Below are 15,597 nucleotides of genomic sequence, written 5' to 3'. Positions count from 1 at the left end.
TCTGAGCGGCACGAGTGGGATCAGGCGAGAACTAAATCACTTTGCGGATGGCAACAGCAAGCCAGTACGTAACCGTTGGCAATTTCTGCATCGGTCAACGTCATGGTGCTGCTTACGGTGTAATCACCAGACTCAACTTTGGTTTTACAGCTGCCGCACACACCAGCACGACAAGCCGCATTCACTTGCACTTTATTGCTTTCCATTGCCGCCAACAGCGAACTGCCTACCGGTGCGTAGAACTCGCGCAGCGGTTTTAACGTGGTGAACTTCAAACCACTTTCGACAGGTGCGGCGACCGGGGTAAAGAATTTTTCAGCATAAAAAGCGCTCACGCCCAATGCTTTGACTTCTTTCTCCACCAACTCCATATACGGAGCTGGGCCGCAGGTCATGACGGTGCGAGAGGCAATATCCGGCACGGTTGTCAGAATTTCGCGCGTTAAGCGCCCGGCGATAAAACCGTGCGTCGCGTTATTCTCGGCAACCAGTGTCATCGGATAATGACGCCATTCGTCGGCAAAAATCACATCTTCGGGCGTTCGAACGTTATAAATAACCTGTACGTCCGCCTGTGGGCGATGCTTTGCCAGCCAGCGGCGCATCGACATAATCGGTGTGACGCCACACCCTGCCGCCATCAGCAGATAGCGGTCGGTGGTGAGATTTTCACAGGTAAATTCCCCCTGGCCTTCAGATAGCCAGAGGTAATCACCGGGTTTCACATCCTTAGTTAGCCATGCGGAACCAACGCCATTTTCGATACGGCGGATGGTCAGCGTGACGAACGGGCTGAGTCCCGGCGTGGAAGAAATGGTGTAAGCCCGCAGTGTTTCATCACTATCACGAATACTTACCAGTGCGTACTGCCCGGCTTTGTATGGATAAAAATCGTGATTAATCAGCGAGAGCGTCCATACATCCGGTGTTTCCTGATGAATATGATGCACCTGCATACGGTACGGGCACAGCGGCGTTGGCATAGTCATGGCTTCTCCTTATGCGCCCATCAGCTGTTTAATATCTTCATCAACAGTCGTGATGGCGCGCAGGCCAAACTTCTCATTGAGCACAGCCAGCAGGTTTGGTGTCAGGAAGGCCGGTGTAGTAGGGCCGGCGACAATATTGGTCACGCCCAGCGACAGCAGCGTCAGCAGGATAACAATCGCTTTTTGCTCAAACCATGAAAGCACCAGGCTCAGCGGCAGGTCGTTAACGCCACAACCGAGTTTTTCGGCAAGCGTTACCGCAAGAATGATTGCTGAATATGCGTCGTTACACTGGCCGGCATCGATCAGGCGTGGCAGCCCTTCGATATCGCCGAAGTCCAGTTTGTTAAAGCGGTATTTACCGCAGGCAAGCGTCAGGATCAGGCAGTCCTTTGGCACGCTGGTGGCGAAATCGGTGAAGTAGCTACGCTCGCCGCGTTCACCGTCACAGCCGCCCACCAGGAAGATGTGGCGCAGTTTTTCACGGCTAACCAGGTCAATAAGGGTATCAGCGGCACCCAACAGAGTCTGGCGGCCAAAGCCGACGGTAATCAGGTGTTCGATTTCGCTATACGGGAAGCCCGCCATTTGCGTGGCCTGGGTAATGACGGATGTGAAATCGTCACCTTCGAGGTGACTAACGCCCGGCCAGCCGACAATGCTACGCGTCCAGATGCGGTCAGTGTAGGAGCCGACTTCCGGGTTGATGATGCAGTTTGAAGTCATCACGATTGGGCCAGGGAAGCGGGCGAATTCGCTTTGCTGGTTCTGCCAGCCGCTGCCGTAGTTGCCAACCAAATGTTTGAATTTGCGCAGTTCCGGGTAGCCATGCGCTGGCAGCATTTCGCCATGGGTATAGACGTTTACCCCAGTGCCTTCAGTTTGTTCCAGCAGGTTATAGAGATCTTTAAGATCGTGGCCGGAAATCAAAACACATTTGCCAGCGACCGGGCGCACATTCACTTGCGTAGGTGTTGGGTGACCGTATTTCTCGGTTTCGCCCTGGTCCAGAATGCTCATCACTTTGAAATTCATCTGGCCTATTTCCATGGAGCATTCAAGCAGTGCGCCCATGTCCGCAGGCCAGGTGCCGAGCCAAGCCATAATTTTGTGGTATTGCGCGTAGATGTCGTTGTCGTACTGGCCGAGAACGTGGGCGTGTTCCATGTAGGCCGCAGCACCTTTCAGGCCGTACAGGCACAGCAAGCGCAGGCCGAGAATATCGTCACCAATTTCTGCTTTGTCGCGGTTTGGCGCGAACTCAGCAGCCTGGCGCTGCAGGTCCCCCAAATCGTTGCTGACCAGTTGCAGTTCAGCCATTGGATTGGTGACGGTAATGTTTGGGTTAATCGCAAGGGTGCGAGTTTTCAGGCTTTCGCGCGCAACGATGGCTTCGCGGGCGTAGCCAACGATGCGTGGGGAATCGAAGTTGACGTTGGTCAGCGTTGAGAAAAAGGCACGCGGTGCAAAGTGATCAACTTCATGACTGATGATGCCGACTTCACGTGCGGCCAGTGCCCATGCAGATAAACCCTGCAGTGTTGCGATCAACAAATCTTGTAGGTCTGATGTTTCAGCCGTTTTCCCGCACATGCCCTGAGCATAAGAGCAGCCGTTGCCCGCAGGGGTGCGGATTGTTTGTTCACATTGCACACAAAACATGATCGTACCTTTTAAAGTTATATTTGATATACATGTTTAAGGTTATGCTCAGTGCCGCACAGGGAAAAGGTATTTCTGATACAACTTAAAAGGAGATTGATTTAGCGCAAATTTGGCGGCAGAAACCTACCGCCAATGAGGTATCAGGAAGCGAAAAATGCCATGAGAAGCGGGGTGAGTAAGCTGAGGATGAACCCGTGAACAATCGCCGCTGGAACAATTTCCAGCCCTCCGCTGCGTTGTAAAACAGGCAGGGTGAAGTCCATCGACGTTGCGCCAGACAACCCGAGTGCGGTTGAGCGGCTACGGCGTACCAGTCCGGGAATCAACATGATGGCAATTAGTTCTCGCGCAAGGTCGTTAAAGAATGCCGCACTACCAATTACTGGCCCGTAGGATTCCGTCATCAAAATGCCCGACAGTGAATACCAGCCGAATCCCGATGCCATCGCTAAACCTGTCTTAATTGGCAGGTCAAGAATAAAGGCGTTGATAACACCACCGGCAAGTGAGCTCAGTGCCACGACGACTGCCACGATCATACCGCGCCGATTAAGCACAATCTGTTTTAACGTCATACCGCTATTACGCAGTTGGATACCTACCAGCAGCAACAGGAATATAAGTGTGTATTCGCTGGCGTCGGTGGCGTGATGCAGAATTGGCCAGCCAGTCAGACCAAGCAGAAAACCCGCTATCACCACAAAGCATAATTTTAGTGATTCCAGCGCCATCGCAATTCGTGAAGGGAGTTTTTCTTGCTCGTGATTGTGGCGCCATGGCATGGAACGCTCAAGCCAAAGCAGTGCAGCAGCATTGCAGAGCAATAACACCACAACGGTGACCGCAGCGTAATGAAGGATTGCAAGCAGGTTACTTGCCAGGTTATCGAGAAATGCGAGGCTGATGCCCATGAAAAATAAAATCACATACACAATCCAGCTCAATAGGCGATTAATGAGCTTTAACAGACTGGTTTTTTTCAGAGGAATCAGATAACCGATAATCAGCGGCACTAAGATAATTAACAATCCCGAAAACATGGTGCGGACAATCCTTGCGATAGAAGTAACGACGTATGTCACACTACCCAAAGAAAGAGAATGAGTAAAGCTACGAAAAAAAAGGATTTTTATGCAGGTTGAGGATTTAGTGCAGGGCAAGTAAATACAGCGCCACCAGCCAAATTGAAGCCGGTGACGCTTGAATCAAATTAGTTACGTTTTTCCAGCAATGTCCGGTAGATAACGCCACCCAGGATACCGCCAATAATTGGCATTACCCAGAACAGCCACAATTGCTGTAATGCCCAACCGCCCTGGAAGATAGCAACGGCAGTACTACGTGCTGGGTTCACAGAGGTATTGGTGACTGGGATGCTAATCAGGTGAATCAAGGTTAACGCAAGGCCGATAGCAATGGGTGCAAAGCCCGCTGGTGCAAACTTATCGGTTGCCCCATGGATCACAATCAAGAAGCCACAGGTCAAGACGATTTCAATAATGATTGCTGACAACATGGAGTAATGGTCTGGCGAATGTTCACCATAACCATTAGACGCAAAACCGCTTGCTGCTGCATCAAAGCCACTTTTACCGCTGGCAACTAAATAAAGAATACCGGCTGCAACAATACCGCCAATCACTTGCGCCACAATATAACCAATAACATCTTTAGCTGGGAAACGACCGCCAGCCCACAAGCCCAGCGTGACTGCTGGGTTAAAGTGGCCACCGGAAATATGACCAACTGCATAAGCCATAGTTAATACGGTTAAACCAAATGCTAATGCCACACCAGCAAAACCAATCCCTAACTCAGGATATGCCGCTGCCAGCACAGCACTCCCACACCCACCGAATACTAACCAGAATGTGCCAAAGAATTCTGCCGCTAATTTCCTAAACATAACCACCTCTGCATTTCAAAAACAGTGAATCTCGGGTGATGTAAATAAAGGCATCTACCCGATTATTGTTTGTTACAACCGTTTAAGACGTAACGTAAATAATAAAAGAGCAGCAATGTTAATGAGTTCACTTGGTTAGAGCCACACTATAAAATCCTAAAAAATTGATTTAGGGCAATGAGATGGCATTCCTTTCAAGAATAAACACGTTGGAAGTATAGAAGAGTTTTTAATAAAGTAAGAATTGTCTTGTATTAAGCGCGCTTTTTATCAGTTGGTAGAATTACAAGTGATAACAATAAAATTATTTGTTTATTTTTGGAACGAATAAAAATGGAAAAATTAATAGTATCCTGCTACGCCACAAATAACTCGACGGGCTAACCTGCCGCCAGAGGGGGAAAGGTATATACTCGAGCTATGCAGGCTGTGGCGTGTAGCTAAAGGAAAGCATTAACCAATCTGGAGGGATTATGTTTCTCGAGCGTGTAGAAATTGTCGGATTCAGGGGTATTAACCGTCTATCGTTAATGCTTGAGCAAAATAACGTTTTGATTGGCGAAAACGCATGGGGTAAATCCAGCTTGCTGGATGCGCTCACTTTGTTGCTGTCACCGCACGAAACTCTCTATCACTTCGGTCGTGACGATTTCTACTTCCCTCCGGGCGATCTACAAGGCCGGGAGCACCATCTACACATTGTGCTGACCTTTCGGGAAACAGCACCTGGCCATCATCTCGGGCGGCGTTACCGCTCACTGTCGCCTGTATGGGTGGAAGGGAATGATGGCTTCCATCGCATCATGTATCGTCTGGTCGGTGAGCTTGCGGAAGATGGCACAATTCTGACGCTACGCAGCTTCCTTGATAACAACGGTCACTCCGTTGAGCTTGATGATATTGATACGCTTGCCAGGCAAATTATCCGTCTCAACCCCGTGTTACGCTTGCGTGATGCGCGATTTATGCGCCGCCTGCGCAACGATAGCATCCCGGTAATGCCAGAAACTGAGATGACGGCCCGTCAGCTTGATTTCCTCGCGCGTGAACTGGTTTCTCGCCCGCAAAATCTCACAGATTCACAGTTGCGCCAGGGGCTGTCGGCCATGGTGCAATTGCTTGAACACTATTTTTCTGAGCAGGGCGCTGTTGCGCATCAGCGGCTGTTACGACGTCGCTCGCACGATGAGCAACGAAGCTGGCGTTATCTGGATGTCATCAACCGCATGATAGACAAACCCAATAGTCGCGCTCATCGCATGATTTTATTGGGAATGTTTTCAACACTTCTGCAAGCAAAAGGAACCGTAGCGCTGGATAAAGACGCGCGCCCCCTGTTGCTGGTGGAAGACCCGGAAACGCGGCTACACCCTATTATGTTGTCAGTGGCCTGGCATTTATTAAATTTGCTACCACTACAAAAAATCACCACCACCAATTCCGGTGAATTGTTATCACTCACCCCGGTTGAGAATGTCTGTCGTCTGGTGCGTGAATCTTCGAAAGTTGCTGCATGGCGGCTCGGTCCTGGCGGGATGAATGCTGAAGATAGCCGTCGCATTGCGTTTCACATCCGTTTTAATCGGGCCTCATCACTGTTTGCTCGTTGCTGGTTGTTAGTTGAAGGGGAAACAGAAGTGTGGGTGATGAACGAACTGGCGCGCCAGTGTGGGCATCATTTTGATGCTGAAGGGGTGAAAGTCATCGAATTTGCACAGTCTGGCCTGCGCCCACTGATTAAATTTGCAAGGCGCATGGGTATTGAATGGCATGTGCTGGTTGATGGCGATGAAGCGGGCAAAAAATATGCGTCTGTGGTGCGCGGCATTCTGGAAAATGACCGCGATCAGGAACGCGACCATCTGACGACATTGCCTGCGATGGATATGGAGCATTTCATGTACCGCCAGGGATTTGCAGATGTTTTCCACCGCGTGGCACAACTTCCCGAAAATGTGCCGATGAATATGCGGCGCATTATTGTAAAAGCCATCCACCGTTCTTCTAAGCCTGATTTAGCCATTGAAGTGGCGATGGAGGCTGGCAGGCGTGGTATTGATGCTGTGCCTTCGCTGTTGCGAAAAATGTTCTCACGCGTACTTTGGCTTGCACGTGGACGTGCTGATTAGCCCGGTAGTTGCTTAAAACTGCTGCTCAATATGCGTTGTCATCTCATCTAACAAGCTGTAGCGGCGGCGATACTCCGCGCGTTTTTTGCTGGCGATATCCTCAAGGGGTTTGCGAGCCACGCTCAAAGGCATGCTAAAGAGACCTTCTGGCAATAACTCACCGCTCATTGATTGCCAGAAGCTGTCGTAATCGGCATGGATTTTATCTTTCTTCTTTTTCGCATAACGCCATGAGCGATAGATATGCGAGCTGTTGCTCACCGCGAGGATTTTTTTCGCGCCCAAATGGCGTGCCAGTTGGCAGGCAGCTTCAAGAACCAGGCGTTTTGGGAACAATCCGTGACAGGCTTTTGTGGCGACCTGGATATATTCATGGGGTACGTCGCTTTGAGCTCCCTGCAATCCGCCGATAAACAGTGTCTTTTGGCCCTGATACTGGCACAAAGTGAAGGTTAATCCGGCAAGCGAAATCCCATCCTGACGGGTGAAAGTCAACGTCGCTTCACCTTCTTTGTCGAGATTGGCGATGGCACAAAAATTCAGGTAGTAGAAGCATTCATCTTTACCCGTTATGGTTGCCAGATGCGCACCTTTTTCTGAGAAGTGCTGCTGTAGTAGGGCTACAGGCAGGGCATTGGTCAGTTCGTTGTAGTGGAAAGACAATGCATTCGCCACAGCCTTGCGGTTAAAATTCGTTGTTAAATAAGGGCGATGGGTTCGGCAGGGTAAACCAGGTTGCACGTTAAGCAGTTTTTCAAGCCAGGGCTGATGAGATAAATCGCTCAGTAAACGTGCCGTAGCCCATGGATTTGCCAGTGACCGCAGGACAAACTTGCGGCGGTAAGCCGGATTCTTCCATGCGCTACCAGGCGTCCACTGTCCCTTTGCCAGACAAAGAAATAGCTGCCAGCCATTAAGTTGCGGTGTTGAAATAAGTTCGTCTACGGTAATTGGCGACATGATTGAAACCTGGTTGATAAAGAATGGTGTAATTTCACCACTCTTAAGTTCAATGAATGTTCAATCAGTAGCCAGAGAGCCGTAGACTCGCGGTTTTTGTTGAGACTTTATTTAATTAGCCAGTCTGTTTGCAGGATACCTATGAGATTCAAGGGAAAAATAAAAAAACGTTATTGGCTTCTGGGCCTGTTGGTATTGCTGTTCGTCATTTGGCTCTGGAAGTTTCTGAATGCGCCAGCGCCGGTTTATCAGACCATGATCGTGCGTAAAGGTGAGCTGCAACAAAGTGTGCTGGCGACGGGTAAGCTCGATGCTTTGCGTAAAGTTGATGTGGGTGCGCAGGTCAGCGGGCAGCTAAAAACGCTGTCGGTAAACATCGGCGATAAAGTGAAGAAAGATCAGTTGTTGGGAGTTATTGACCCAGAACAAGCGCAAAACCAGATTAAAGAAGTGGAAGCGACATTAATGGAGTTGCGTGCTCAGCGGCGCCAGGCTGTGGCGCAGGCCAAACTTGCGCAAGTAACGTTAAACCGCCAGCGGGCGCTGGCCAAAACGCAGGCAATATCACAGCAAGATCTGGATACCGCAGTGACCGATCTTGAAGTCAGGCAGGCGCAAATCGGCACTATTGATGCGCAAATTAAACGTAATCAGGCGTCGTTAGATACGGCAAAAACCAACCTTGATTACACGCAGATTGTGGCACCGATGGCAGGTGAGGTGACTGAAATTACCACCAAACAAGGCCAGACGGTGATTGCGGCTCAGCAAGCACCGAATATTCTGACACTTGCCGATCTCGGCACGATGCTGGTGAAAGCTCAGGTTTCTGAAGCTGACGTGATTCACCTGAAGCCCGGCCAAAAAGCGTGGTTTACCGTGCTTGGCGATCCGCTAACACGCTATGAAGGGCTGCTAATCGATATTTTGCCGACGCCGGTTAAGGTCAACGACGCGATCTTCTATAACGCCCGTTTCGAAGTCCCGAACCCGAAAGGTGTGCTGCGTCTGGAAATGACGGCGCAGGTACATATTCAGCTTGGTGGCGTGAAAGACGTATTAACCATTCCGCTTGCCGCTCTGGGCGAGCCGGTCGGTGATAACCGCTATAAAGTTTCGGTTTTACGCAACGGTGAAACCCGTGACCGCGAAATTACTATCGGTATGCGTAATGACACCCAGGCGCAAGTTGCCACTGGCCTCACCGAAGGTGAAGAAGTGGTGACTGGCAAAAGCACCACCGGGAGTGCGCCATGACAGCACTGCTTGAGCTACGGGATATTCGCCGTAGCTATCCGTCGGGAGACGAACAAGTTGAAGTGCTTAAAGGCATCAATATCACGATTGAAGCCGGTGAGATGGTGGCGATTGTCGGGGCGTCAGGCTCTGGTAAATCCACGCTGATGAACATTCTTGGCTGTCTGGATAAACCCAGCAGCGGTAGTTACAAAGTGGCCGGGCAGGACACGGCACTCCTGGACAGCGATGCACTTGCGACGTTACGCCGTGAGCACTTTGGTTTTATCTTCCAGCGCTACCATTTGCTCTCGCATCTGAACGCGACCCAAAACGTGGAAGTACCCGCGGTGTATGCCGGTACGGCGCGGGTTTATCGTCAGCAACGTGCGCGAGCTTTATTAATGCGTCTGGGGCTTGCTGAACGTGTTGATTATCTCCCTTCACAGCTTTCAGGCGGGCAGCAGCAGCGCGTCAGTATCGCTCGCGCTCTGATGAATGGTGGGCAGGTTATTCTTGCTGATGAACCAACCGGTGCGCTCGATAGCCACTCTGGAGAAGAGGTGATGGCAACACTCAAGCAACTGCGTGAACTGGGTCATACCGTCATCATTGTGACCCACGATCCGAGTATTGCAGCACAGGCACAGCGTGTTATCGAGATTCACGATGGTGAGATTATCAGTAATCCTCCTTCTGTTATTCAACAGACTGGTGCACCGAAAGAGGTGAAACCACAGCCCGCAAACTCGGCATTTCAGCAAACACTTAGCAGTTTTCGCGAAGCATTTACCATGGCCTGGCTGGCGCTGGCGGCGAATAAAATGCGCACGCTGTTAACCATGCTTGGGATCATTATCGGTATTGCTTCGGTGGTATCGATAGTCATTGTCGGTGATGCGGCAAAACAGATGGTGTTGCAGGATATTCGCTCGATAGGTACCAATACGATTGATATCTATCCAGGTAAAGATTTTGGCGATGATGATCCACAGTATCAGCAAGCGCTGAAATACGACGACCTGGCGGCCATCAGCCAACAACCATGGGTCAGTTCAGCCACGCCTGCGCTTTCGAGTAATTTACGTTTGCGCTATGGCAACGTTGATGCTGCTGCCAGCGTGAATGGTGTCAGCAGCCAGTATTTTAACGTCTATGGTATGACCTTTAGCGAAGGTAACACCTTTAACGAAGAGCAGCTGGCAGGGCGCGCACAGGTGGTGGTGCTCGACAGCAACACCAAACGTCAGTTGTTCCCCGATAAAGCCAAAGTAGTGGGTGAAATCGTGCTGGTGGGGAATATGCCCGCGACGGTAATTGGTGTAGCGCAAGAGAAGCAGTCGATGTTTGGCAGCAGTAAAATTCTGCGTGTCTGGCTGCCGTATAACACCATGGCTGGGCGGGTGATGGGGCAAAGCTGGCTTAACTCTATTACGGTACGCGTTAACGAGGGTTACAACAGCCACGAAGCGGAGCAGCAGCTCAACCGGCTGTTGCAGTTACGTCACGGTAAGAAAGATTTCTTCACCTACAATATGGACGGCCTGTTGAAAACGGCGGAAAAGACCACACGTACTCTACAGATGTTCCTGACTTTGGTGGCGGTGATTTCGTTGTTGGTAGGTGGTATTGGCGTGATGAACATCATGCTGGTGTCGGTAACGGAGCGTACCAAAGAGATTGGTATTCGCATGGCGGTCGGCGCACGAGCCAGTGATGTCCTGCAGCAGTTTTTGATTGAGGCTGTGCTGGTGTGTCTGGTGGGAGGCGCGTTGGGGATTTCTTTATCTCTTCTTATTGCCTTCACTTTGCAACTGGTTTTGCCGGGCTGGGAAATTGGTTTCTCGCCGATGGCATTGTTAACCGCATTTGCCTGTTCGACTGCGACGGGAATTATTTTTGGCTGGCTGCCAGCGAGAAATGCCGCAAGATTGAACCCGATTGATGCGCTGGCGCGTGAATAATTTTAATCTGAGATATGACGATTGGTTATAGACCCGAAATAAAAATGCCAGCTTGCGGGCTGGCATTTTGACTGGGGGATGTACACAATGAAACAAAAGGTCAGGCGACCGCTGCTTCTAGCTCCAGAGGTACAATCAAGCTAGCGTGATTGCCTTTTGGCCCCTGATGTACATCAAACCTGACTGTTTGCCCGGCTTTAAGCGTTCTGTAACCATCCATCTTAATGGTGGAGTAATGAGCGAAGATATCTTCGCCACCGCCTTCAGGGCAGATAAAACCAAACCCTTTGGCGTTATTGAACCATTTAACTGTACCCGTCTCCATGCTTCTACATCCTTCGAAAATCTTATAAGTGAGATGGAATGAACCGGTGGGTGAGGGCGGGCTGTTCAAAACCTCGCCAACTCACGCTTGTACAATGTAGATAATTTAACCATGTCGTCAAGCGTTGCACGGGGGTGATCGATTGAAAATGAATCAAAAATTTGAAGCAGTTAACGCTATTGTGATTAATGTGACAGAGCTCTCTATAGCTAAAAGTTGTCACGTTTGAACTCAATGAGTCACGTTAACTGAAAGCGTATTACACTCAACCTATGGGCTTCGCCTTAATGATAACGGGCGATTTAACATGATGACGATTTGCAATGGGTAAGACGAACGATTGGTTGGATTTCGACCAACTGGTGGGTGACAAATTGCGCGAAGCGCTAAAACCACCGTCGATGTATAAAGTAATGTTAATGAACGATGACTACACGCCGATGGAATTTGTTATTGACGTGCTGCAAAAGTTCTTTTCTTATGATGTAGAACGTGCGACGCAATTGATGCTCACTGTGCACTATCAGGGTAAAGCTATCTGTGGCATTTTTACTGCAGAAGTAGCGGAAACCAAAGTCGCGTTAGTGAACCAGTATGCAAGGGAGCATGAGCATCCGCTGCTGTGTACGCTAGAAAAAGCCTGAAGAAGGCAAAATTTGGGGGAGGTGCCTATGCTCAATCAAGAACTGGAACTCAGTTTAAACATGGCTTTCGCCAGAGCGCGCGAGCACCGACATGAGTTTATGACTGTCGAGCATCTGTTACTGGCTTTGCTCAGTAACCCATCGGCTCGTGAAGCGCTGGAAGCGTGTAGCGTAGATCTGGTGGCGCTGCGACAGGAACTCGAGGCCTTCATCGAACAAACCACACCGGTTCTGCCAGCCAGTGAAGAAGAGCGTGACACTCAACCTACGCTCAGCTTCCAGCGCGTGCTGCAACGTGCGGTGTTCCACGTCCAGTCTTCTGGTCGCAGTGAAGTCACAGGCGCAAACGTGCTGGTGGCTATCTTTAGCGAGCAGGAATCCCAGGCAGCGTACCTGCTGCGTAAACATGAAGTCAGCCGACTTGATGTGGTGAACTTCATCTCTCACGGTACACGTAAAGACGAACCTAATCAGGCACCGGGTGCAGAAAATCCGGTCAATGAAGAGCAAGCAGGCGGGGAGGAACGTATGGAAAACTTCACCACCAATCTCAACCAGCTTGCACGTGTGGGAGGGATCGATCCGCTGATTGGCCGCGAGAAAGAGCTTGAGCGTGCCATTCAGGTTCTGTGCCGTCGCCGTAAAAATAACCCGCTGTTAGTGGGTGAATCGGGTGTCGGTAAAACCGCCATTGCCGAAGGGCTTGCCTGGCGTATTGTGCAGGGCGATGTTCCGGAAGTGATTGCTGATTGCACTATTTACTCGCTGGATATCGGTTCGCTGCTGGCGGGTACCAAATACCGTGGTGACTTTGAAAAACGTTTCAAAGCGCTGCTTAAACAGCTTGAGCAGGATCAGAACAGCATCCTGTTTATTGATGAAATTCATACCATCATCGGTGCGGGCGCTGCATCTGGTGGGCAAGTTGATGCCGCAAACCTGATTAAGCCGCTGCTCTCAAGTGGCAAGATTCGTGTTATCGGTTCAACCACTTACCAGGAATTCAGCAATATCTTTGAGAAAGACCGTGCTCTGGCGCGTCGCTTCCAGAAAATTGATATTACTGAACCAAGCGTTGAAGAAACCGTTCAGATTATTAACGGCCTGAAACCGAAGTACGAAGCGCACCATGACGTGCGTTACACCGCGAAAGCGATTCGTGCAGCGGTGGAGTTGGCGGTGAAATATATCAACGATCGCCACTTGCCAGATAAAGCCATTGACGTTATCGACGAAGCGGGTGCTCGTAGCCGCCTGATGCCGGTGAGCAAGCGTAAGAAAACGGTCAATGTCTCTGACATCGAAACCGTGGTTGCGCGTATTGCGCGTATCCCGGAGAAAAGTGTTTCAGCAAGCGACCGCGATACGCTTCGCAGCCTTGATGATCGCCTGAAAATGCTGGTGTTTGGCCAGGATAAAGCCATTGAGGCGTTAACCGAAGCCATCAAAATGAGCCGTGCCGGTTTAGGGCATGATCATAAGCCAGTGGGTTCATTCCTGTTTGCCGGCCCTACGGGTGTTGGTAAAACAGAAGTCACCGTTCAATTGGCGAAATCACTGGGCATTGAGCTGTTGCGCTTCGATATGTCGGAATACATGGAACGCCACACGGTGAGCCGTTTGATTGGCGCACCTCCAGGATACGTTGGTTTCGACCAGGGCGGCCTGTTGACGGATGCGGTCATTAAACATCCTCACTCCGTGCTGCTGCTTGATGAAATCGAAAAGGCGCACCCGGATGTCTTTAACCTGTTATTGCAGGTGATGGACAACGGTACGCTGACCGATAATAACGGGCGCAAAGCTGATTTCCGTAACGTAATTCTGGTGATGACCACCAACGCCGGTGTGCGTGAAACCGAGCGTAAGTCTATTGGCCTGATTCGTCAGGACAACAGCACCGACGCAATGGAAGAGATCAAGAAGATCTTTACCCCAGAATTCCGCAACCGTCTGGATAACATTATTTGGTTCAACCATCTGTCTACAGATGTGATTCATCAGGTTGTCGACAAGTTTATCGTCGAACTCCAGGTGCAGCTGGATCAAAAAGGTGTGTCTCTGGAAGTGAGCCAGGAAGCCCGCGATTGGCTGGCAGAAAAAGGCTATGACCGTGCAATGGGCGCTCGTCCAATGACACGTGTTATTCAGGACAACCTGAAAAAACCACTCGCTAACGAACTGTTATTTGGTTCACTGGTGGATGGGGGACAGGTGACGGTAGCGCTGGATAAAGATAATCAGAAACTGATTTATAATTTCCATAGCGCGCAGAAGCATAAACCGGAAACGGCGCACTAATTAATAATTAGTGCCGTAATAAAAAAAGGCCAGGTCAATGACCTGGCCTTTCTATTATTAAATTGTTCACGCCGCCTGTTTACCACGCAGCGCTAAATAAAACTATCAGCGACTACGGAAGACAATGCGGCCTTTGCTCAGGTCGTACGGGGTCAGCTCTACAGTGACTTTGTCACCCGTCAGGATGCGGATATAGTTTTTACGCATTTTACCGGAGATATGAGCGGTTACCACGTGCCCGTTTTCCAGCTCAACGCGGAACATGGTGTTAGGTAACGTATCAAGTACGGTACCCTGCATTTCAATATTGTCTTCTTTGGCCATCTAATCCTCGAGGGTATCACTACCATAGTTTTGAACCGGCAAGATAATGCCCAAGTTCACGTATCATGTAAAGAATTGTTGGTGAAATCACCAGCGAAAGTGCAATTTGCGCATTACCCAAAACCCAACCAAAAGCTGCACTATTGGCGCTTATGATGAGGGCTGCGAAGAGATAAACGATGGGCTGTCCCTGTTAAAGCTAATCCCAAACGGCGGCGGGGTAATGAGCAGAGCTCACTCTGCGGGGCTAATTATAACACTCTTAACAGTAATGTGCCGTAAACATTATCGCTACGACAGGATTTGTGGCACCCAACAATAAGATGCCAGATGTTGTGGACGAAATATGGACAGATGTTCCAGATACTCACGGCGAGGAATTTCAATTGCTCCTAGCGATGCGGTATGGGCATTAAGTACCTGGCAATCTATTAGCTTGCCGCCATAACTGAGAAAGTGTTGGCAGAACACCAGTAGCGCTGTTTTGGAGGCGTTTTCTCGGCGACTGAACATTGACTCTCCACAAAATAGAGAGCCTTGCGCCACACCATATACTCCACCCACTAATTCTTTATCTTCCCAGACTTCTATCGAATGAGCATGACCGAGTTCATGGAGTCGTTTATAGGCGTCGATGATTTCAGGTGTAATCCAGGTTCCTTCGTCACGATCGTCTGCGCACTCGGCGATAACACGCTCGAATGCGTGGTTCAGCGTCACGCGGTACGGGGAGTTGCGGTGGAAACGCTTCATGCTGCGGCTCAGGTGAAACTGATCCGGGAAAAGCACCGCGCGCGGGTCTGGCGACCACCACAAAATAGGATCGCCAGGTGAAAACCAGGGAAAGATGCCACGCTGGTAAGCCATCAACAAACGAGCCGGGCTTAAATCGCCCCCGAGCGCCAGTAACCCATTAGGTTCACGCAACGCGCCTTCCGGTGAAGGAAAGGCGATTGAGTCACGGGAAAGCTGAATAAGGCGCATGACGTCACGGCTCCGGGGCTAACTATAATTATTGATAATAGACTAAGTGCTCATCCCACTAGGGCTATTTAATTTGCCATTTTGAACCTGGGCAGTGCTCAGAATCCTCACGTACTTCGTTTACGTTCCGGTTCCTGCGCGCTGTCCGTGTTCAAACTGACTGCAACAAT

The 15,597-nt window shown here is 50.1% G+C and carries 13 protein-coding genes; 5 read left to right on the top strand and 8 right to left on the bottom strand.

From position 1 onward, the window contains the following. Positions 1-20 precede the first annotated feature (20 nt). The 4 genes from hcr to aqpZ all read right to left on the bottom strand — a co-directional run bounded on the left by hcr (position 21) and on the right by aqpZ (position 4,560). Positions 21-989: an NADH oxidoreductase gene (hcr, locus tag LVQ76_RS00175; RefSeq protein WP_232920707.1), complete on the bottom strand. Its 969-nt coding sequence runs from the start codon at positions 987-989 to the stop codon at positions 21-23. A 9-nt stretch (positions 990-998) separates the two neighbouring features. Further along, positions 999-2,651 (bottom strand): hydroxylamine reductase, encoded by a 1,653-nt coding sequence (gene hcp, locus LVQ76_RS00170; protein WP_232920706.1) that lies wholly within the window; start codon positions 2,649-2,651, stop codon positions 999-1,001. Positions 2,652-2,794: 143 nt separating this feature from the next. Continuing rightward, positions 2,795-3,694, bottom strand: coding sequence for a LysO family transporter (locus LVQ76_RS00165; RefSeq protein WP_232920705.1), 900 nt, complete (start codon positions 3,692-3,694; stop codon positions 2,795-2,797). A gap of 170 nt (positions 3,695-3,864) precedes the next feature. Then, entirely contained in the window at positions 3,865-4,560 is a 696-nt protein-coding gene (gene aqpZ / locus LVQ76_RS00160) for an aquaporin Z (protein ID WP_154149594.1), read from the bottom strand. Between the two features lie 473 nt (positions 4,561-5,033). On the opposite strand from aqpZ, the gene LVQ76_RS00155 reads away from it, so the two are divergent. Beyond that, entirely contained in the window at positions 5,034-6,689 is a 1,656-nt protein-coding gene (locus tag LVQ76_RS00155; protein WP_232865026.1) for an ATP-dependent endonuclease, read from the top strand. 12 nt (positions 6,690-6,701) lie between these two features. Here the strand turns inward: LVQ76_RS00155 and LVQ76_RS00150 are convergent, their stop codons facing one another. Beyond that, on the bottom strand, positions 6,702-7,649 hold the full coding sequence (locus LVQ76_RS00150; protein ID WP_232865025.1) for a VirK/YbjX family protein: 948 nt from the start codon (positions 7,647-7,649) through the stop codon (positions 6,702-6,704). Between the two features lie 141 nt (positions 7,650-7,790). Between LVQ76_RS00150 and macA the strand changes: the two genes are divergently transcribed. Next, complete coding sequence (gene macA / locus LVQ76_RS00145; RefSeq protein WP_232903965.1) at positions 7,791-8,906, top strand: macrolide transporter subunit MacA; 1,116 nt, start codon at positions 7,791-7,793, stop codon at positions 8,904-8,906. Beyond that, a complete protein-coding gene (macB, locus tag LVQ76_RS00140; RefSeq protein ID WP_232920704.1) occupies positions 8,903-10,849 on the top strand; it encodes a macrolide ABC transporter ATP-binding protein/permease MacB in 1,947 nt (648 codons plus the stop codon). Before macA ends, macB begins: the two co-directional genes overlap by 4 nt. A 100-nt stretch (positions 10,850-10,949) precedes the next feature. Here the strand turns inward: macB and cspD are convergent, their stop codons facing one another. Then, entirely contained in the window at positions 10,950-11,174 is a 225-nt protein-coding gene (gene cspD / locus LVQ76_RS00135; RefSeq protein ID WP_151992731.1) for a cold shock-like protein CspD, read from the bottom strand. Between the two features lie 323 nt (positions 11,175-11,497). Here cspD and clpS point away from each other — a divergent pair, with 323 nt between their 5' ends. Together clpS and clpA are read left to right on the top strand one after the other, a co-directional pair. Beyond that, complete coding sequence (clpS, locus tag LVQ76_RS00130; RefSeq protein WP_034456405.1) at positions 11,498-11,818, top strand: ATP-dependent Clp protease adapter ClpS; 321 nt, start codon at positions 11,498-11,500, stop codon at positions 11,816-11,818. Positions 11,819-11,845: 27 nt separating this feature from the next. Beyond that, positions 11,846-14,119, top strand: a complete 2,274-nt coding sequence (gene clpA / locus LVQ76_RS00125) for an ATP-dependent Clp protease ATP-binding subunit ClpA (protein ID WP_151992730.1) — start codon at positions 11,846-11,848, stop codon at positions 14,117-14,119. Between the two features lie 105 nt (positions 14,120-14,224). On the opposite strand, the gene infA is transcribed toward clpA, so the two are convergent. Together infA and aat are read right to left on the bottom strand one after the other, a co-directional pair. Further along, positions 14,225-14,443, bottom strand: coding sequence for a translation initiation factor IF-1 (gene infA / locus LVQ76_RS00120; protein WP_002211347.1), 219 nt, complete (start codon positions 14,441-14,443; stop codon positions 14,225-14,227). 291 nt (positions 14,444-14,734) lie between these two features. Next, positions 14,735-15,427 carry a leucyl/phenylalanyl-tRNA--protein transferase gene (gene aat, locus LVQ76_RS00115; RefSeq protein WP_232865022.1) on the bottom strand — a complete coding sequence of 231 codons (693 nt, stop codon included), beginning with the start codon at positions 15,425-15,427 and terminating at the stop codon, positions 14,735-14,737. Positions 15,428-15,597: the final 170 nt, after the last annotated feature.

Origin of the sequence: Buttiauxella cochleicola (assembly GCF_021283185.1) — a bacterium.
Lineage (GTDB): Bacteria > Pseudomonadota > Gammaproteobacteria > Enterobacterales > Enterobacteriaceae > Buttiauxella > Buttiauxella massiliensis.
This window is presented reverse-complemented; position numbering and strand designations above follow the sequence as displayed.

Excerpts from the sequence above, each read along its gene's own strand:
- hcr (WP_232920707.1), bottom strand. The coding sequence starts at position 989 with ATGACTATGCCAACGCCGCTGTGCCCGTACCGTATGCAGGTGCATCAT.
- LVQ76_RS00150 (WP_232865025.1), bottom strand. The coding sequence starts at position 7,649 with ATGTCGCCAATTACCGTAGACGAACTTATTTCAACACCGCAACTTAAT.
- clpA (WP_151992730.1), top strand. The coding sequence starts at position 11,846 with ATGCTCAATCAAGAACTGGAACTCAGTTTAAACATGGCTTTCGCCAGA.
- hcp (WP_232920706.1), bottom strand. The coding sequence starts at position 2,651 with ATGTTTTGTGTGCAATGTGAACAAACAATCCGCACCCCTGCGGGCAAC.
- aat (WP_232865022.1), bottom strand. The coding sequence starts at position 15,427 with ATGCGCCTTATTCAGCTTTCCCGTGACTCAATCGCCTTTCCTTCACCG.
- macA (WP_232903965.1), top strand. The coding sequence starts at position 7,791 with ATGAGATTCAAGGGAAAAATAAAAAAACGTTATTGGCTTCTGGGCCTG.
- clpS (WP_034456405.1), top strand. The coding sequence starts at position 11,498 with ATGGGTAAGACGAACGATTGGTTGGATTTCGACCAACTGGTGGGTGAC.
- infA (WP_002211347.1), bottom strand. The coding sequence starts at position 14,443 with ATGGCCAAAGAAGACAATATTGAAATGCAGGGTACCGTACTTGATACG.
- LVQ76_RS00155 (WP_232865026.1), top strand. The coding sequence starts at position 5,034 with ATGTTTCTCGAGCGTGTAGAAATTGTCGGATTCAGGGGTATTAACCGT.
- LVQ76_RS00165 (WP_232920705.1), bottom strand. The coding sequence starts at position 3,694 with ATGTTTTCGGGATTGTTAATTATCTTAGTGCCGCTGATTATCGGTTAT.
- macB (WP_232920704.1), top strand. The coding sequence starts at position 8,903 with ATGACAGCACTGCTTGAGCTACGGGATATTCGCCGTAGCTATCCGTCG.
- cspD (WP_151992731.1), bottom strand. The coding sequence starts at position 11,174 with ATGGAGACGGGTACAGTTAAATGGTTCAATAACGCCAAAGGGTTTGGT.
- aqpZ (WP_154149594.1), bottom strand. The coding sequence starts at position 4,560 with ATGTTTAGGAAATTAGCGGCAGAATTCTTTGGCACATTCTGGTTAGTA.